The sequence below is a fragment of the Pseudomonas sp. GW821-FHT09E12 genome, assembly GCF_059416085.1.
Genome location: NZ_JBWKOM010000005.1, coordinates 332809 through 350043, shown reverse-complemented (window position 1 = coordinate 350043; position 17235 = coordinate 332809). Strand labels below are relative to the sequence as shown.

The following is a 17235-nucleotide window of genomic DNA, read 5'->3' as shown; positions in this document are numbered from 1 at the left end:
CCGCTGCCCCGCAGGAGACTCCCATGACACGCGTAGCCACCCCCCGCAAACCCCGCGCACGCAGCCAGGCCCGGATCGACTCGATACTCGATGCCGCCCGCACCCTGCTTGCCGCCGAGGGCGTGGCCAGCCTGTCGATCTACAGCGTGGCCGAGCGCGCGGAGATTCCACCCTCCTCGGTCTACCACTTCTTCGCCAGCGTTCCCGCCCTGCTCGAAGCCCTGACCGCCGACGTCCACGCCGCGTTCCGCGCCTGCCTGCAAGAGCCCATCGACCACACCGCCCTCGGCAGCTGGCACGACCTGTCGCGCCTGGTCGAACAGCGCATGCTCGCCATCTACAGCGCCGACGCCGCGGCCCGCCAGTTGATCCTGGCCCAGCATGGCCTCACCGAGGTCACCCAGGCCGACCGCCAGCACGACATCGAACTGGGCGACCTGATGCACAAGCTGTTCGACCAGCACTTCCAGCTGCCGGTACTGCCCGCGGACGTCGATGTGTTCGCCCTGGCCATGGAGCTGGGCGACCGCGTCTACGCGCGCTCGGTCCAGCAGCATGGGCAGATCACTGAGCGCATGGCCGAGGAAGGCATGCGGGTGTTCGATGCCTACCTGGGGCTGTACCTGCCGCCTTACCTGCCAAAGCGCCCTGCCCTGTAGCCGTCAGCGCCCACAAAAAAGCCCCGAAGGGCTCACGCCATCCGGGGCCGGTTGTCGCGCACCGATCACAACTTGGCGATCGATACCTCGGTGGATTTCACGAACGCGATCACTTCGCTGCCGATCGCCAGTTCCAACTCCCGGACCGAACGGGTGGTGATCACCGACGTGACGATGCCGGAGGCGGTCTGCACGTCGATTTCCGAGAGCACGTCGCCTTCGACGATTTCCTTGATGGTGCCTTTGAACTGGTTGCGAACGTTGATGGCCTTGATAGTCATGATGTTGATTCCTGTCGTGGTAGAAGGTGTGAGGTTGTTACTGAGCCCAACGCAATTGCGTGGGCAAGGGTGAAACGGGTTCCGGCTCGGGCGGCGACCCGGGCAGCGACAACACGCGGTTGAGTACTTCGGCTTCCAGCGCCGCCAATCGATGGGAGCCACGCACCCGTGGGCGCGGCAGCTCCACCAGCAGGTCGAGACCGACCTCGCCTTCTTCGATCAGGATCACCCGGTCGGCCACCGCCACCGCTTCGCTGACATCGTGGGTCACCAGCAGGACAGTGAAGCCATGCTGCTGCCACAGGCGCTCGATCAGTTGCTGCATCTCGATCCGGGTCAGGGCATCCAGCGCGCCCAGAGGCTCGTCCAGCAGCAACAGGCGTGGCTGGTGAATCAGCGCCCGGGCCAGGGCCACCCGCTGCTTCTGGCCACCGGACAAGGCGGCCGGCCACTCGTTGGCGCGATCGGCCAGGCCCACCGCCTCCAGGGCTTCCAGGGCCTGGGGGCGCCAATCGCCCTTGAGGCCCAGGCCGACGTTGTCGATGACCTTCTTCCAGGGCAGCAGGCGCGCCTCCTGGAACATCAGGCGGGTGTCCTCGATGGCCTGGCTCAGCGGCGCGGCACCGGCCAGCAGTTCACCGCCGGTGGGTTTGTCGAGGCCGGCCAGCAAGCGCAGCAAGGTGCTCTTGCCGCAACCGCTACGGCCGACCACCGCGACGAATTGCCCGGCCGGAATATGCAGGTCGATCTCGCGCAGCACCTGGCGCGAACCGAAGGTCTTTTGCAGCTTGCGCACCGCCAGCGGAATACCGCGCAGCAGGCGTGGAGGTTGTTGAGCCGTCATTGCGCACCTCCCCTGGCCACTTGATAGGCCGGATGCCAACGCAGCCAGGCACGCTCCAGGCCGCGCGCGGCGAGGTCCGCCAGTTTGCCGAGCACGGCATACAGGACGATGGCCAGCACCACCACGTCGGTCTGCAGGAACTCCCGGGCGTTCATCGCCAGATAACCGATGCCGGAGCTGGCGGAGATGGTTTCCGCGACGATCAGCGTCAGCCACATAAAGCCCAGGGCAAACCGCACGCCTACCAGGATCGAAGGCAAGGCGCCCGGCAGGATCACCTGACGGAACAGGGCGAAGCCGGACAGGCCATAGCTGCGCGCCATTTCCACCAGCGCCGGATCGACGTTGCGGATGCCGTGGTAGGTGTTCAGGTAGATCGGGAACAGGGTGCCCAGGGCCACCAGGAAAATCTTCGCCGACTCATCGATGCCGAACCACAGGATCACCAGGGGAATCAGCGCCAGGTGCGGCACGTTGCGGATCATCTGCACCGAGCTGTCCAGCAGGCGCTCGCCCCACTTCGACAGGCCGGTGATAAAGCCCAAGGCCAGGCCGATGCCGCCGCCGATCAGGAAACCGATCGCCGCGCGCCAGCCGCTGATAGCCAGGTGGGTCCAGATTTCGCCGCTGCGCACCAGGCCGACCCCGGCTTCGATCACCGCGCTGGGTGCCGGCAGGATTCGCGTCGACAGCCAGCCGGCCGAGACCGACAACTGCCACACCGCCAGTAACAGCAGCGGCAGGGCCCAGGGTGCCAGGCGATGGAACAAGGTTTGTCTGTTCATGGCCGCGCCTCAGCTCTGGGACGCAGCTTTGGGGATGATGTCGTTGGCGACCATTTCGCCGAACGGGCTGATGTAGCCGGCGCCCTTGGGCAGCTCGGGACGTTCGATATCCAGGTGCGGGAACAGCAGCTCGGCCACCCGGTACGACTCTTCCAGGTGGGGGTAACCGGAGAAGATAAAGGTATCGATACCAAGGTCCGCGTACTCCTGCATCCGCGCCGCCACGGTCGGGCCATCGCCGACCAGCGCGGTGCCCGCGCCGCCCCGTACCAGGCCGACGCCGGCCCAGAGGTTGGGGCTGACTTCCAGCTTGTCGCGACGCCCGCCGTGCAGGGCCGCCATGCGTTGCTGGCCGACCGAGTCGAAACGCGCCAGTGACGCCTGGGCGCGGGCGATGGTGTCGTCGTCCAGATGGGAGATCAGGCGCTCGGCCGCCTGCCAGGCCTCGGCGTTGGTTTCACGCACGATCACATGCAGGCGAATGCCGAAGCGCACGCTGCGCCCCTGCTTGGCGGCCTTGGCCCGGACCTGCTCGATCTTCTCGGCCACCGCGGCCGGTGGTTCGCCCCAGGTCAGGACCATGTCCACCTGCTCGGCGGCCAGGTCCTGCGCAGCTTCCGAAGAGCCGCCGAAGTACAGCGGTGGACGCGGTTGCTGGATCGGCGGATAGAGCAGCTTGGCGCCCTTCACGCTGATGTGCTGGCCGTCGTAATCGACGGTTTCGCCTTCCAGCACCCGGCGCCAGATGCGGGTGAACTCCACCGAAGCCTGGTAGCGCTCTTCATGGCTGAGGAACAGGCCGTCGCCGGCCAGTTCGTCCGGATCGCCGCCGGTCACCAGGTTGAACAGCGCCCGGCCGCCAGACAGGCGATCCAGGGTTGCCGCCTGGCGTGCCGCCACCGTCGGGGAAATGATCCCGGGACGCAGGGCGACCAGGAACTTCAGGCGCTGGGTCACCGGGATCAGCGAGGCCGCCACCAGCCAGGAGTCCTCGCAGGAACGTCCGGTGGGAATCAGCACGCCGCCGAAACCGAGGCGGTCGGCCGCCTGGGCGATCTGCTGCAGATAGCCGTGGTCGACGGCGCGAGCGCCTTCGGCGGTGCCAAGGTAATGGCCGTCGCCGTGGGTAGGCAGGAACCAGAAAATATTGAGGCTCATGGAGTTGTCTCCTAATAGGATCGAGTTACGGCGCTTTGGCAACGGCGGCTGGAGGCGTCCAGATCACGTCTTTGATGCTCAGGGGTTTGGGAATCAGCTTGAGCTGGTGGAAGCTGTCGGCGATTTTCTGCTGGGCCGCCACCACGTCCGGGGTCAGGAAGTGCGCGCCATAGCCCTGGCGTTTCACCGAGGTCAGGGTGATGTCCGCCGGCAGGCCGAGCAGTGGCGCCACCTGCTGGGTCACCTCGTCCGGGTTGGCCTTGGACCATTCGCCCACCGCGCGCACTTCTTCCACCAGGGTCTTGATCACTTCGGGGTGCTGCTGCGCGTAGGGTTTGGTCGCCAGGTAGAACTGGTGGTTGTCGACGATGCCGCTGCCGTCACGCAGGGTGCGGGCTTGCAGCTGCTGCTCGGCCGCCGCCTGATAGGGGTCCCAGATCACCCAGGCATCGACGCTGCCACGCTCGAAGGCGGCGCGGGCATCGGCGGGCGGCAGGAATACGGTCTGGATGTCGCTGTACTTGAGGCCGGCGTCTTCGAGGGCGCGGACCAGCAGGTAGTGCACGTTGGAGCCCTTGTTGAGGACCACCTTCTTGCCCTTGAGCTCCGCCACCGACTTGATCGGCGAATCCTTGGGGACCAGGATCGCTTCGCTGGTTGGCGCCGGTGGCTCGTAGGCCACGTACAACAGGTCGGCACCGGCGGCCTGGGCGAATACGGGCGGGGTCTCGCCGGTGACGCCGAAGTCGATGGAGCCGACGTTCAGCCCTTCCAGCAGCTGCGGGCCACCGGGGAACTCAGTCCATTGCACCTGCACGCCCTGCTCCGCCAGGCGCTTCTCCAGCGAGCCCTTGGCCTTGAGCAGCACCAGGGTGCCGTATTTCTGATAGCCGATACGCAGGGTTTCGGCCGCTTGGGCTTGAACGATGGCGCCGAAGGACACAGCCGCAGCAAACAGAGCGACCAGACCACGACGCAAAATCACAGGGCGCATGGCGCTCTCCTTTTTGCTGTTGGGTTTTGGCTGCACCTGCTAGGCCGTTGGCGGCTAAGTAAGGCCAGTACTTCAGATTCGGGTAGGACTCAAATGCTCCAGCGAGCACTCAACAAACGGTCATTCAACAGATTCGGGTCCAGCGGCTTGGGACGCCGCGCCATGGCGCTGTGGAACTGTTCCAGGGCTTCGCGCAGACGCTGCTCCAGCGCCGGCGCCAGCTGCGCCTGGGCGCTGCCTTCGCCGTAGGCGATCTGGCTGTCTTCGGCGAAGATGCCCTGGAGCATCTCCTGGGCCTTCAGGGCCGACAGCACCGGCTTGAGTGCGTAGTCCACCGCCAGCATGTGGGCGATGCTGCCGCCCGTGGCCATCGGCAGCACCACCTTGTGGTTCAGGGCGCGCTCCGGCAGCAGGTCGAGCACGGTTTTCAGCGCACCGGAAAACGATGCCTTGTAGACCGGGGTGGCGATCAGCAGGCCGTCGGCCTGTTCGATCTGTTGCAACAGGTCGATCACCATCGGGCTGTCGAAGCGCGCATGGAGCAGGTCCTCGGCCGGGAAATCCCGCACCTGATAGTCGACCACTTCCACACCTTGTTGCTGCAACCAGCGTTTGGCGTGTTCCAGCAGCACCCCGGAGCGGGAGCGTTGGCTGGGACTGCCACCGAGTGAGACGACCAGCATGCAGAGGTTTCCTTTAGCGGTAATGGGCGATTCGCGGTTTGCGATCTCGCTGAGCTGAGCAGACCTTAACAGTCTATTTATATATCCATAAATCTTATTTTTTCATTTATTTATTCCTTAAATGAATATAAGAAAAGCCATTTTCCAGGCAAAAAAATAGGCCGTCGAAACGGCCTTAAAACCCCTGCTTTGTGAATACGGCCCCGTAGGAGCGAGGCTTGCCCGCGATAGCGTCATCCCTGACCCAGCGCGCCGAATCGCGCTTTTCGCGGGCAAGTCGGATCGCCGCCCGCTCGCTCCTACGGTCTTGGGTCAGCGATTCGGCTGTGGAGTCAGGCGCAGGTAGGGTTTGACCGCGCGATAACCTTTGGGGAAGCGTTTCTTGATTTCCTCTTCGTCCTTGAGCGACGGCACGATCACCACTTCATCACCGTCCTGCCAGTTGGCCGGGGTGGCCACCTTGTAGTTGTCGGTGAGTTGCAGCGAGTCGATCACCCGCAGGATCTCGTGGAAGTTGCGCCCGGTGCTGGCCGGATAAGTGATGGTCAGGCGCACCTTCTTGTTCGGGTCGATGACGAACAGCGAACGCACGGTCAGGGTGTCGTTGGCATTCGGGTGGATCAGGTCGTACAGGTCCGAGACCTTGCGGTCGGCGTCAGCCAGGATCGGGAAGTTGACGAGGGTGTTCTGGGTTTCGTTGATGTCCTCGATCCACTTGTGGTGCGAGTCCACCGGGTCCACCGACAGGGCAATGGCTTTCACGCCGCGCTGGGCGAACTGCTCCTTGAGCTTGGCGGTGAATCCCAGTTCGGTGGTGCACACCGGGGTGAAGTCCGCCGGATGGGAAAACAGCACGCCCCAACTGTCGCCGAGCCACTCATGGAAGCGAATCTTGCCGGCACTGGAATCCTGTTCGAAGTCGGGGGCGATGTCGCCAAGTCTGAGGCTCATGTTGCTGCTCCTGTGAGTGCGTTATGAACCCTACTGTGCCTGCGCCTGGGAATATTTAAAAAGAATAAATATCGATTTATTTAGACTATAAAGGAATATTAAAAATCTCTTCACTGGATTCGCGCACGCCCAGGGCACACCATCCTCGACAAGGTTCGAGAAGGCCTTGAGTAGCTGTAAAGAGGGGTTTCGGGGAGGACCTACGGGGGTGGGTCCGACCTGGATGACAACACCTCGCCCGGCATTGCGCCGGGCGAGGTTTTAACGTCGGATTACAACAGCGGGATCGAGTAGCTGACGATCAGGCGGTTTTCGTCCTGCGAGCGCTGGCCCGGAATGTCGTTACGCCACATGGCGTTTTTCCAGGTCAGGCCGAGGTTTTTCAGTGGACCTTCCGGAATCACGTAGGCCACGGTCAGGTCGCGTTCCCACTCGCTGGCGTTGGTCGCCGAAACAGTCCGCTGAGGGGTAACGGAACCCTCTTTGCCGGAAGTGTCGATGTTATCGCCACGCAGATAGATCACACCAGCGGTCAAGCCGGGCACGCCTACCTTGGCGAAATCGTAGGAGTAGCGAGCTTGCCAGGTACGTTCGCCAGCACGGGCGAACTTGGCGATCTGCATGTCGGTAGTCAGGTAAGCCGACGAACCGTCACCCTGGTTCAGCCAAGGGAAATCGCTGTCACCGTTACTGACCTGGTAGCCACCACCGAAGGTATGACCGGCAACCGAGTACAGGAACAGGCCGCTGATCAGGTTGTTATCAACCTTGCCCTTGGTGATGCCGGTACCGTAGTCACCGGTGGTGTAGTAGGCCGAGTCATGGCCGTTGGCACCGTCGTCGCGGCTGTTGAAGTAGCGCAGGTCAGACTTCAATACGCCCGGGCCGATAGCCCAGTTGTGCAGCAGGCCAACGAAGTGCTGCTTGTAGAAGTCTTTCAGGTTGCCGTAGTAGTACTGAGCGGTCAGATCTTTAGTGATCTTGTAGTCACCACCACCGTAGATGAACTTGTTGCTGTCGCGACCAGCAGCAGTGTGCGCGTTGGCGCCGGCAATCGACAGTTCTTCGTTGTTGCTGGAGTTACGACCCTTGGCATGCTCGATCTGACCGCCAACCAGTGTCAGGTCCTTGATGTCGTTCGAGGTGATCTGACCGCCCTGGAAGGTTTGCGGCAGCATACGGCCATCGTTGGTCACGATGACTGGCAGTTTTGGCTGCAGGGTACCGAGCTTCAGCTCAGTCTGAGAGATCTTGGCTTTGGCAGTCAGGCCCAGGCTGGAGTAGTTATCGACTGCTTTGCCGTTGGACTCGCTCGGGAAGACGGTGCCGCCGTAAGAAGTAGCAGAGGCGCCGTTGGTGCCGCCGCCCGAGTCCAGCTTGATACCCAGCAGGCCGATGGCGTCGAGACCGAAACCAACGGTGCCTTCGGTGTAACCGGAAATGAAGTTGAGCTGAAAGCCTTGGCCCCACTCTTCCTGCTTGTTCTGTGCGCCGGACGCCTTGGTATCGGCATCACGGTTATCAGTATTGATATAGAAGTTACGCAGACCCAGAGTGGCCTTGCTGTCTTCGATGAAACCGGCGGCGCCTGCCTGCTGCGCCAGAACCCCAACGGCCACAGCCAGGGCCAAGGTGGACTTGTTCATGTTTCGCTCCTCTCGTTTCTAATTCTTGTGTACTCAGGCCCAAGGTCTGATGCCCCGGGTCCATCGGTGGGCGATTAGCGCCAGACCGTGACTCATAAGTCAATCGTAACCAACTGTGTCTACGACCAAGGTCTAATCGCGATGATTTGCTCCTTGCAGGGTAATGAGTTTTCCATAATCCCAAAAAGAATTATTTCATTCTTTTTCATACCGTTCTGGAATATCAGTAGATATGCCTGCTTAAGCCGTGGCACAAGGTATCGGCGTACCGTCTGATTCCTGAATGGTATTTCCCCGCTGATCTTTAGATCGATCAGTTAAAACATAAGCCAGATACGTCAACCAGTATCAAAAAGGCGACGCAATAATGGCTTCGCGCCGATGGTCGCGTCAATTTGTTACAGTTTTTGTGTCACGCGAATTTATTTTTCTGAAACACAAATCGCTTGCAGCGGGTGCAGCAAAAACCCGCTCCTGTCAAGAGCGGGTTGCCGAAGGGAGTGATGCTCAGAGGGCTTTTTCGAAGATCTTCGAGTTGCGCTGGTAGTTGTACAGCGAGGCCCGCGCAGAAGGCAGGCGCTCGACACTGCTAGGTGCGAAACCGCGTTCGCGGAACCAGTGGGCGGTACGGGTGGTGAGGACAAACAGGGTTTTCAGGCCCTGGGCCCGGGCCCGGGTTTCGATCCTTTCCAACAGTTCGTCGCCGCGACCGCCGTGGCGGTATTCCGGGTTCACCGCCAGGCAGGCCAGCTCCCCGGCGTCGGAGTCGGCGATCTGGTAGAGCGCGGCACAGGCGATGATCATCCCCTCGCGCTCAACCACGCTGAACTGCTCGATCTCACGCTCCAGCACCTCGCGGGAACGCCGCACCAGAATCCCCTGCTCTTCCAGCGGGCTGATCAGATCCAGCAGACCGCCGACGTCCTCGATGGCCGCCTCGCGGACCAGTTCAAACTGCTCCTGGGCCACCAGCGTACCGCCACCGTCACGGGTGAACAGCTCGGTCAGCAGCGCGCCGTCTTCGGCGTAGCTGACGATATGGCTGCGCCCTACTCCGCCCCGACAGGCTTCGGCCGCGGCATCCAGCAGTTCCGCCTGATAGTTGCCGCCCAGACGCTGCAAATGCGCCGGCACCTGCTGCGGACGCAGTTCGCGCACCAGGTTGCCGCTTTCATCCAGCAGGCCACGCTCGGCGCCGAACAGCAGCAGTTTGTCGGCAGCCAGGTCGATGGCCGCGCGGGTGGCGACGTCTTCGCAGGCGAGGTTGAAGATTTCCCCGGTCGGCGAGTAGCCCAAGGGCGACAGCAGTACGATCGAGCGCTCGTCCAGCAGGCGGTTGATGCCCTTGCGATCGACCCGGCGCACTTCGCCGGTGTGGTGATAGTCGACACCTTCGAGCACGCCGATCGGCCGGGCGGTCACCAGGTTGCCGCTGGCGACCCGCAGCCGCGAACCCTGCATCGGCGAGGACGCCATGTCCATGGACAGCCGCGCTTCGATGGCGATGCGCAACTGGCCGACGGCGTCGATCACGCATTCCAGGGTCGCCGCATCGGTGATGCGCATGCCGTGGTGGTAATGCGGGGTCAGGCCGCGCGCGGCCAGGCGGGTTTCGATCTGTGGACGCGAGCCATGCACCAGCACCAGGCGCACACCCATGCTGTGCAGCAGCACCAGGTCGTGGACGATGTTGCCGAAGTTCGGATGTTCTACGCCGTCGCCGGGCAGCATGACCACGAAGGTGCAGTCGCGGTGGGCATTGATATAAGGAGAAGCGTGACGAAGCCAATTGACGTAATCGGGCATAACCTGAGCCTGTAAATAAGAAGCAGCCTATTAAAAGGACGAAACGGGAAAACGCACAGCGGGCTGGTGGTTATCGTCGGAACAGGCTTGGCGACACGCTCGCTCTCCTTGAGGTACGGGCTTGGCCGTCGGTGATTTAGTAGAAATCAGGCCGGCGTCAGGCAGTAATGGTTAATCAGTTCACGTAGTAGATGCACGGTAGGCTGCAAGCGTGACATTTCGAGGTATTCCCCCGGCTGGTGAGCACAGGCGATGTCGCCCGGGCCCAGCACCACTGTCTCGCAGCCAAGGCGCTGAAGATAAGGCGCTTCGGTGCCGAACGCCACTGCTTCGGCGCGATGGCCGGTCAGGCGTTCGGCCACCCGCACCAGTTCGCAGTCTTCGGCCTGCTCGAAGGCCGGCGCTTCGGGGAACAGCGGCGCATAGTCGATCTTCACCTGATGCCGCTCGGCCACGGGCACCAGCTTCTGCCGAATGGCCGCGCGCAGCGCCTGCGGGTCCATGCCCGGCAACGGCCGCAGGTCGAACTCCAGCGAGCACTGACCGCAGATCCGGTTCGGGTTGTCGCCACCGTGGATACACCCAAGGTTCAGGGTCGGCTGCGGCACGCTGAACTGCGGGTTACGAAATTCGCGCTGCCACGCCAGGCGCAGGCCGCGTAGTTCGCCGATGGCATCGTGCATGGCTTCCAGGGCGCTATGGCCCAGGCTCGGGTCGGAGGAATGGCCGCTGCGCCCGAGAATATCGATGCGCTCCATCATCACGCCTTTGTGCATGCGGATCGGCCGCAGCCCGGTCGGCTCGCCGATCACCGCGGCGCGCCCCAGTGGCCGGCCGGCTTCGGCCAGGGCCCGGGCGCCGGCCATGGAGCTTTCCTCGTCACAGGTGGCGAGGATCAGCAATGGCTGCTTGAAAGGCTGGTCCAGCAGCGGCCGGACCGCCTCGATGACCAGGGCGAAAAAGCCTTTCATGTCGCAGCTGCCGAGGCCGACCCAGCGTCCGTCGACCTCGGTGAGCTTCAGCGGGTCGGTCTGCCACAACGCGCCGTCGTAGGGCACGGTGTCGCTGTGTCCGGCCAGCACCAGGCCGCCGGGGCCGCTGCCGAAACTGGCGAGCAGATTGAACTTGCCGGGGCTGACCTGCTGGATGTCGCAGGCAAAACCCAGGTCGCCGAGCCAGCTCGCCAACAGGTCTATGACCGCACGATTGGACTGATCCAGCGCCGGCTGGGTACAGCTGACCGAAGGTGTGGCAATCAGCGCAGCGAACTGCTCTTTCATGGACGGCAATGGCATGCGCTGGCTCCCGGGCTCCAAGATGAAGTCCATCATAGAGCCATCCTGCGACAGGAATAAACCGCCACGGCACCTCGACGCGGCGAGTCCTGTACACTGCACGGCCTTGGCAGCCACACATTTCCCCCGGCTGCGCTCCCGATCCTGGATTTTCCGGCCATGCAGAAAGAAACCGAAATCAAACTCCGCGTCAGCCGCGAAACCCTCGCCGCCCTGCGTGAGCACCCGCTCCTGAAAAAACGCAACAAAAGTGGCTGGGAACACCGCGAACTGATGAACCAGTACTTCGACACGCCCGAGCGCGACCTGGCCCGCGCCAAGGTCGCCCTGCGCCTGCGCCGCGACGGCGAAGAAGTGATCCAGACCCTCAAGACCCGCGGCCAGAGCGTCGCCGGCCTGTCGGAACGCAACGAGTACGACTGGCACCTGGCCAAAGCCAAGCTCGACCTTAAGAAACTCGACGGCGAATGCTGGCCCGAGCAACTGGCCGAGCTGGACAAGAAAACCCTCAAGCCGATCTTCACCACCGACTTCGTCCGCGAACGCGCAGAAATCGCCTGGGGCCGCGGCAAGGCCAAGGTGGTGATCGAAGCCGCCCTGGACCTGGGCCACGTGATCGCCGGCAAGCAGAAGGAAGAGATCTGCGAGCTGGAACTGGAACTGCGCGAAGGCGAACCGGCCGCCCTGCTGGAGCTGGCCGCCGAACTGGCCGCCACCCTGCCACTGATGCCCTGCGATATCAGCAAGGCCGAGCGCGGCTACCGCCTGTTCGACGCCAACAGCTACTCCCTGAGCCTGCCGGCCCCGGAGCTGAGCGCGCAAACGCCGCTGGACGACGCCTTCGCCGCGCTGACCTGGCACCTACTGGGCAGCAGCCAGCGCCTGGCCGAGCAATATCGCTTCAACGGTCACTGGCGTCTGCTGCAGGACTGGGTCGAGAACCTGGCGGAACTGCGCGCTCTGGTCAGCAGCCTGGGCCAGGCCGCGCCGCGCCAGGCGACCGCCGAGTTGCGCGCGTCGCTGGACGGCCTGCTGGAAGACTGGCGTCCGCTGGTACAAGCCGGCCTGGACGACAAAGACGTGCGCAAGGCCGCGCCCGAACAGTTCATCGAAGAGCTGCAGGACGTGCGCTGGGGCCTGTTCTCGCTGAACACCTCGCGCTGGTTGCTGGCCCGCAGCTGGACCGCCGAGCGCAATACCCGTGGCAACCGTCAGGGTGCGGCGCAACTGGGCAGTTGGTTGCCGCGCCTGCTGGCCGACGAAGCCAGTGCCCTGCAACTGCCACGTTACCAGCAACAGCCGGAAGACCTGGCCGAGCAACTGCCGCGCATCGAACGCATCCAGTCCTGGTTGCATCACGCGCGCAACGTGCTGGAAATCCCCGAGCTGGATCGCCTGTACGGCGAGTTGAACAAGCTGGCGCAACTGGCCAACGAGCCGATCACCGACGAAACCCTGGATGCCCGCAAGCAACAGGCGATCACGGTGTTCCAGAACCGCGCGTGGAAGACCTTGCTGCGCATGTAACGGCCTGATTGCGAGCAAGCTCGCTCCTACAGGTTGGCGGTAACCCCTTGTAGGAGCGAGCTTGCTCGCGATAGCGCCAACTGCATCAACGCAGGACGGGCAGGCTGGTCGTGGACTTGATCTCCGACAGCGCCACGATCGAATTCACTTCCTGGATCCCCGGCACCATCGACAGTTTCTCGAAGAAGAAACGCTCATACGCCTCGATGTCCGCCGTGACGATGCGCAACAGGAAATCCACCGCCCCCATCAGCACATAACACTCCAACACCTCCGGAAAACCGCGGATCGCCTCGGTGAATTCGGTGAAGTTGGAACGGCCGTGGGCGTTGAGTTTGACCTCGGCGAAGATCTGCGTGTTGAGGCCGATCTTCTTGCGGTCGAGCAAGGTCACCTGGCCACGGATCACCCCCTCCTCCTTGAGCCGCTGGATCCGCCGCCAGCACGGTGACTGCGACAGCCCCACCTGCTCGGCGATCTGCGCGCTGGACAGCGAAGCATCCTCTTGCAGCAGCGCCAGAATGCGGCGGTCGTAAGCGTCCAGCTCGCTATGCATAGAAAACCCTCAATAATCTTTAAGGACGAATCATCCAATTCGATAATCCGGAAAATACGTTCATCTTAGATAAGAAATACCCGCAACCGAATGTAAAAATTTCTCCATTGATCTGGAGAACCCCATGCCCTCTCTCGAAGCCGTCAGTTCCCGCGCCGATGTGTGGAATGTCGCCAACACCCATTGCCGGGTGCATTACCAACTGGTCACCGACGCCGAAGCCGATGTGCTGTGCCGGGTGCTCAATCATTTCGCCTTGCAGTCCCTGCTGCCGCAGCAGGTCCAGGTGCAACAGCAGGACGGCTCGCTGCTGATGGAAGTGCTGCTCGACGGCCTGAGCTGGCACCGCGCCCAGGTCATCGCGGAAAAACTGCGCAACCTGATCAGCGTGTGTTCGGTACAGCTGCAACTGGCCGAGCGCGAGCCGCTGCAGGCCGCCGGCTGAGGGCGCCAGGCAAAACCCTGCAACGCTTGGGCGACTGGCGGTCGCCATCCCGGGACTATTCTTGGCATTGCGTGGTCAGAGGCGCATCTAACCCGCCTGCTGCCGGATTGTTCACAAGGAGCCTGCATGTCCGTTCCTCTCGTTACCCAGGACCACTGGCTGGATCTCAACGATCTGCTGCGCGACCTGGTCGCCCAGGGTTTCATCAGCCAGGACTCGGCCGAACACGCCCTGACCACCCGTCGTAATGCCGCCAACAGCCAGCTGCATCCGCTGGAGTTTCTCGCCAGCCAGCATCTGGACGACCTCAGCCGGCCCGGCAGGCGCCTGGACCTGGAAAGCCTGACCCTGTGGCTGGCGCAACAGGCCGGCCAGCCGTACCTGCGCATCGACCCGCTGAAAATCGACGTTGCCGCCGTGACGCCGCTGATGTCCTACGCCTTCGCCCAGCGCCACAAGATCCTCGCGGTGTCGATCGACGCCGAAGCCATCACGGTGGCCAGCGCCCAGCCTTACGTCAGCGCCTGGGAAGCCGACCTGACCCACGTGTTGAAACTGCCGATCAAGCGGGTGGTGGCCAACCCGGTGGAAATCCAGCGCCTGACCGTGGAGTTCTTCCGCCTGGCCAAGTCGGTCACCGGTGCCAGCGCCGACCAGAAAAGCCATGCCCCAGGCAACTTCGAACAACTGCTCAACCTCGGCGCCAGCGATCAGGAGCCCGACGCCAACGACGCGCACATCGTCAACATCGTCGACTGGCTATTCCAGTACGCGTTCCAGCAACGGGCCAGCGATATCCACATCGAGCCGCGCCGCGAACAAGGCACCGTGCGCTTTCGCATCGACGGGGTGCTGCACAACGTCTATCAGTTCCCGCCCCAGGTCACCATGGCCGTGGTCAGCCGCCTGAAAAGCCTGGGCCGGATGAACGTCGCGGAAAAACGCAAACCCCAGGATGGCCGGGTCAAGACCAAGACCCCGGAAGGCGGCGAAGTGGAATTGCGCCTGTCGACCCTGCCCACCGCCTTCGGCGAAAAGATGGTCATGCGCATCTTCGACCCCGAGGTGCTGCTCAAGGACTTCGACCAGTTGGGGTTCTCCAGCGACGACCTGCGGCGCTGGCAGGAAATGACCCGCCAGCCCAACGGCATCATCCTGGTCACCGGCCCCACCGGTTCGGGCAAGACCACCACCCTGTACACCACCCTGAAGAAACTGGCGACGCCGGAGGTCAACCTCTGCACCATCGAGGACCCGATCGAGATGGTCGAGCCGGCGTTCAACCAGATGCAGGTCCAGCACAACATCGAGCTGACCTTCGCCAGCGGCGTGCGCGCGCTGATGCGCCAGGACCCGGACATCATCATGATCGGCGAGATCCGCGACCTGGAAACCGCGGAGATGGCGATCCAGGCCGCGCTCACCGGCCACCTGGTGCTGTCGACCCTGCACACCAACGACGCGCCCGGCGCCATCAGCCGCCTGCTGGAACTGGGCGTCGCGCCTTACCTGATCAAGGCCACTCTGCTGGGAGTCATGGCCCAGCGCCTGGTGCGAACCCTGTGCCCGCACTGCAAGACCCCGCTGACCCTGGACGAAGGCGACTGGCAAAGCCTGACCCGGCCCTGGCAGGCACCGCTGCCCAGCCATGCCCACGGCGCCACCGGCTGCCTGGAATGCCGCGATACCGGCTACCGGGGCCGCGCCGGGGTATATGAAATCATGCAGTTGAGCGACAGCCTCAAAGCCCTGATCAGCGCCGACGCCGACCTGCTCGCCATACGCCGCCAGGCCTTCTTGGAAGGCATGCGCAGCCTGCGCCTGTCCGGGGCGCAGAAAGTCGCGGCCGGGCTGACCACCCTCGAGGAAATATTGCGGGTCACCCCACAAAGCGAGCAGCGATAAGGCCCCTCGCCAGCGATTTCCCGTGCCTCTGGACTACGCTTAGCCACAAGTCCAAGCGAGCAGGGAACGGGCATGAACATCCGTCAGAAAATGATCGTCTCCGGAGCAGTCAGTGTGCTGGCCATCGCACTCGTCTCCAGCATCGGCTGGTGGGGCCAGGTGCGACTGGCGCAAGCGCTGGCGGACAGCCAGCTCAATGCCAGCGCGCTGCGCAATCACCTGGAAGCCGACATGATGCACGACGCGCTGCGGGCCGATGTGCTGGCCGCCTTCGCCAGCCAGCCCGGCGCGGCCAGCGAGGGCGAGCAGATCAGAAGCGACCTGCGCGAACATGGCGAATGGTTCCGCAAGGCCCTCGCGGAAAATGCCGAGCTGCCCCTGGCGCCGGACATTCGCCAGGCCATCGGCGAGCTGCAGCCGGTGCTGGAAAACTACATTGGCGCCGCGCAACAGATTGCCGAACAGGCGCTGCGCGACCCTGTCGCCGCCCGCGCGGCAATGCCGGCGTTCGCCAAGAGCTTCAGCGAGGTGGAAAGCCGCAACGAGGCCCTGAGCAGCAAGATCGAAACCAGTACCGCGCAGGCTCGCGAAGCCAGCGAAAAAGCCGTGCGCCATGCCGGCTGGTGGCTGGTTGGCGGCAGCCTGCTGGCCGTATTGGCGCTCTGCCTGCTGACTCGCCGGTTATTGCACTCGGTACTGCGTCCCCTGGAAAAATCGGTCGCCACGGCCCGGGCCATCGCCCAGGGCAACCTCAGCCTGCCGATCAGCGTCGACAGCGACGACGAGGCCGGGCAGTTGCAAAAAGCCCTGGGCGAGATGCAGAACAACCTGCGGGACATGATCACCACCATTCGCCGCGAAAGCGAAGGCCTGCAAGGCACCTCCCACACCCTGAGCCAGACCTCCCAGGGCATTGCCAGCGGGGCCAGCGAGCAAGCCCAGGGCGCGAACAGCATGGCCGCGGCCATGGAGCAGATGATCAGCAATATCGCCCAGGTAGCCGAGCATGCGCGTAACGCTCAGGACATCTCGGCACAGTCGGAATCCCTCGCCGGCAGCGGCGGCCAGGTCATCCTTGGGGTGGTCGATGGCATGGCCCACATTGCCGAGGCGGTCAATCAGTCGTCGCAAAGCATCACCGCCCTTGGCCAATCCTCGGAGGAAATCCACTCGATCATCCAGGTGATCAACAGCATCGCCGAGCAGACCAACCTGCTGGCCCTGAACGCCGCGATCGAGGCAGCCCGCGCCGGCGAGGCCGGGCGCGGGTTCGCCGTGGTCGCCGACGAAGTGCGCAGCCTGGCCGGGCGCACGGCGCAATCGACCCGGGAAATCACCGGCATGATCGAGCGCATCCGCGAAACCACCAGCCAGGCGGTGCGCAGCATGCAAACCGGGGTCAGTCGGGTGAACGACGGGGTGAGCATGGCCCAGCAGGCCGGCACCTCGATCAACGAAATCCGCGAAGGCGCGCAACGCTCGGCGCTAATGGTCGAGGAGATTTCCCACACCATCGGCGAGCAGTCCAAGGCCAGCAGCGAAGTGGCGCAACAAGTGGAGATGATCAATCAGGTTGCGCAACGCAACAGCCAGGCCATGCATGAACTGGCGACGACGGTCGAACACATGGAGCGCTCCGTCGCCACCCTGCAGACCTCGGTGACGCGTTTTCAGTTGTAAGAAGGGCCCGGGCCACCCGT

16 protein-coding genes and 1 pseudogene are annotated in these 17235 nt (G+C 63.4%); 6 read left to right on the top strand and 11 right to left on the bottom strand.

What is annotated here, in order from left to right:
• Positions 1 to 23: 23 nt before the first annotated feature.
• Positions 24 to 659, top strand: a complete 636-nt coding sequence (locus AC07PQ_RS16740; protein WP_007928305.1) for a TetR/AcrR family transcriptional regulator — start codon at positions 24 to 26, stop codon at positions 657 to 659.
• Positions 660 to 724: 65 nt separating this feature from the next.
• Here the strand turns inward: AC07PQ_RS16740 and AC07PQ_RS16735 are convergent, their stop codons facing one another.
• The 10 genes from AC07PQ_RS16735 to argE form a co-directional block, all read right to left on the bottom strand.
• A complete protein-coding gene (locus AC07PQ_RS16735; protein ID WP_007928303.1) occupies positions 725 to 940 on the bottom strand; it encodes a TOBE domain-containing protein in 216 nt (71 codons plus the stop codon).
• Between the two features lie 37 nt (positions 941 to 977).
• Entirely contained in the window at positions 978 to 1784 is an 807-nt protein-coding gene (ssuB, locus tag AC07PQ_RS16730) for an aliphatic sulfonates ABC transporter ATP-binding protein (protein WP_007928301.1), read from the bottom strand.
• Positions 1781 to 2569 carry an aliphatic sulfonate ABC transporter permease SsuC gene (gene ssuC, locus AC07PQ_RS16725; protein WP_007928299.1) on the bottom strand — a complete coding sequence of 263 codons (789 nt, stop codon included), beginning with the start codon at positions 2567 to 2569 and terminating at the stop codon, positions 1781 to 1783. The genes ssuB and ssuC overlap by 4 nt, the downstream gene beginning before the upstream one ends.
• A 9-nt stretch (positions 2570 to 2578) precedes the next feature.
• Positions 2579 to 3727, bottom strand: coding sequence for an FMNH2-dependent alkanesulfonate monooxygenase (ssuD, locus tag AC07PQ_RS16720; RefSeq protein WP_493185911.1), 1149 nt, complete (start codon positions 3725 to 3727; stop codon positions 2579 to 2581).
• A 25-nt stretch (positions 3728 to 3752) separates the two neighbouring features.
• Positions 3753 to 4721, bottom strand: a complete 969-nt coding sequence (locus AC07PQ_RS16715; RefSeq protein ID WP_053281333.1) for a sulfonate ABC transporter substrate-binding protein — start codon at positions 4719 to 4721, stop codon at positions 3753 to 3755.
• Between the two features lie 89 nt (positions 4722 to 4810).
• The gene (gene ssuE / locus AC07PQ_RS16710) at positions 4811 to 5404 is read right to left on the bottom strand and encodes an NADPH-dependent FMN reductase (RefSeq protein WP_007928287.1); all 594 of its coding nucleotides are present in this window, start codon (positions 5402 to 5404) and stop codon (positions 4811 to 4813) included.
• A gap of 312 nt (positions 5405 to 5716) precedes the next feature.
• Positions 5717 to 6355 carry a peroxiredoxin gene (locus AC07PQ_RS16705; protein ID WP_007928285.1) on the bottom strand — a complete coding sequence of 213 codons (639 nt, stop codon included), beginning with the start codon at positions 6353 to 6355 and terminating at the stop codon, positions 5717 to 5719.
• A gap of 272 nt (positions 6356 to 6627) precedes the next feature.
• Positions 6628 to 8001: an OprD family porin gene (locus AC07PQ_RS16700; protein ID WP_007928274.1), complete on the bottom strand. Its 1374-nt coding sequence runs from the start codon at positions 7999 to 8001 to the stop codon at positions 6628 to 6630.
• Between the two features lie 507 nt (positions 8002 to 8508).
• Complete coding sequence (gene argA, locus AC07PQ_RS16695) at positions 8509 to 9807, bottom strand: amino-acid N-acetyltransferase (protein ID WP_007928273.1); 1299 nt, start codon at positions 9805 to 9807, stop codon at positions 8509 to 8511.
• Positions 9808 to 9953: 146 nt separating this feature from the next.
• Positions 9954 to 11102: an acetylornithine deacetylase gene (argE, locus tag AC07PQ_RS16690; RefSeq protein ID WP_037035237.1), complete on the bottom strand. Its 1149-nt coding sequence runs from the start codon at positions 11100 to 11102 to the stop codon at positions 9954 to 9956.
• 159 nt (positions 11103 to 11261) lie between these two features.
• On the opposite strand from argE, the gene AC07PQ_RS16685 reads away from it, so the two are divergent.
• Positions 11262 to 12629 carry a CYTH domain-containing protein gene (locus tag AC07PQ_RS16685; protein ID WP_493185910.1) on the top strand — a complete coding sequence of 456 codons (1368 nt, stop codon included), beginning with the start codon at positions 11262 to 11264 and terminating at the stop codon, positions 12627 to 12629.
• Between the two features lie 85 nt (positions 12630 to 12714).
• On the opposite strand, the gene AC07PQ_RS16680 is transcribed toward AC07PQ_RS16685, so the two are convergent.
• Positions 12715 to 13185, bottom strand: coding sequence for an Lrp/AsnC family transcriptional regulator (locus tag AC07PQ_RS16680; protein WP_007928270.1), 471 nt, complete (start codon positions 13183 to 13185; stop codon positions 12715 to 12717).
• 124 nt (positions 13186 to 13309) lie between these two features.
• On the opposite strand from AC07PQ_RS16680, the gene AC07PQ_RS16675 reads away from it, so the two are divergent.
• From AC07PQ_RS16675 to AC07PQ_RS16660, 4 genes and pseudogenes are all read left to right on the top strand, one after another.
• Complete coding sequence (locus AC07PQ_RS16675; protein ID WP_009046101.1) at positions 13310 to 13630, top strand: ACT-like domain-containing protein; 321 nt, start codon at positions 13310 to 13312, stop codon at positions 13628 to 13630.
• A gap of 126 nt (positions 13631 to 13756) precedes the next feature.
• On the top strand, positions 13757 to 15535 hold the full coding sequence (gene tfpB / locus AC07PQ_RS16670) for a type IV pilus assembly ATPase TfpB (protein WP_085532928.1): 1779 nt from the start codon (positions 13757 to 13759) through the stop codon (positions 15533 to 15535).
• Positions 15536 to 15607: 72 nt separating this feature from the next.
• A pseudogene (locus AC07PQ_RS16665) lies at positions 15608 to 16360 on the top strand (HAMP domain-containing protein); the annotation flags it as partial.
• Positions 16352 to 17215, top strand: coding sequence for a methyl-accepting chemotaxis protein (locus tag AC07PQ_RS16660; protein ID WP_493186014.1), 864 nt, complete (start codon positions 16352 to 16354; stop codon positions 17213 to 17215). The pseudogene AC07PQ_RS16665 and the gene AC07PQ_RS16660, both read left to right, overlap by 9 nt.
• Positions 17216 to 17235 lie beyond the last annotated feature (20 nt).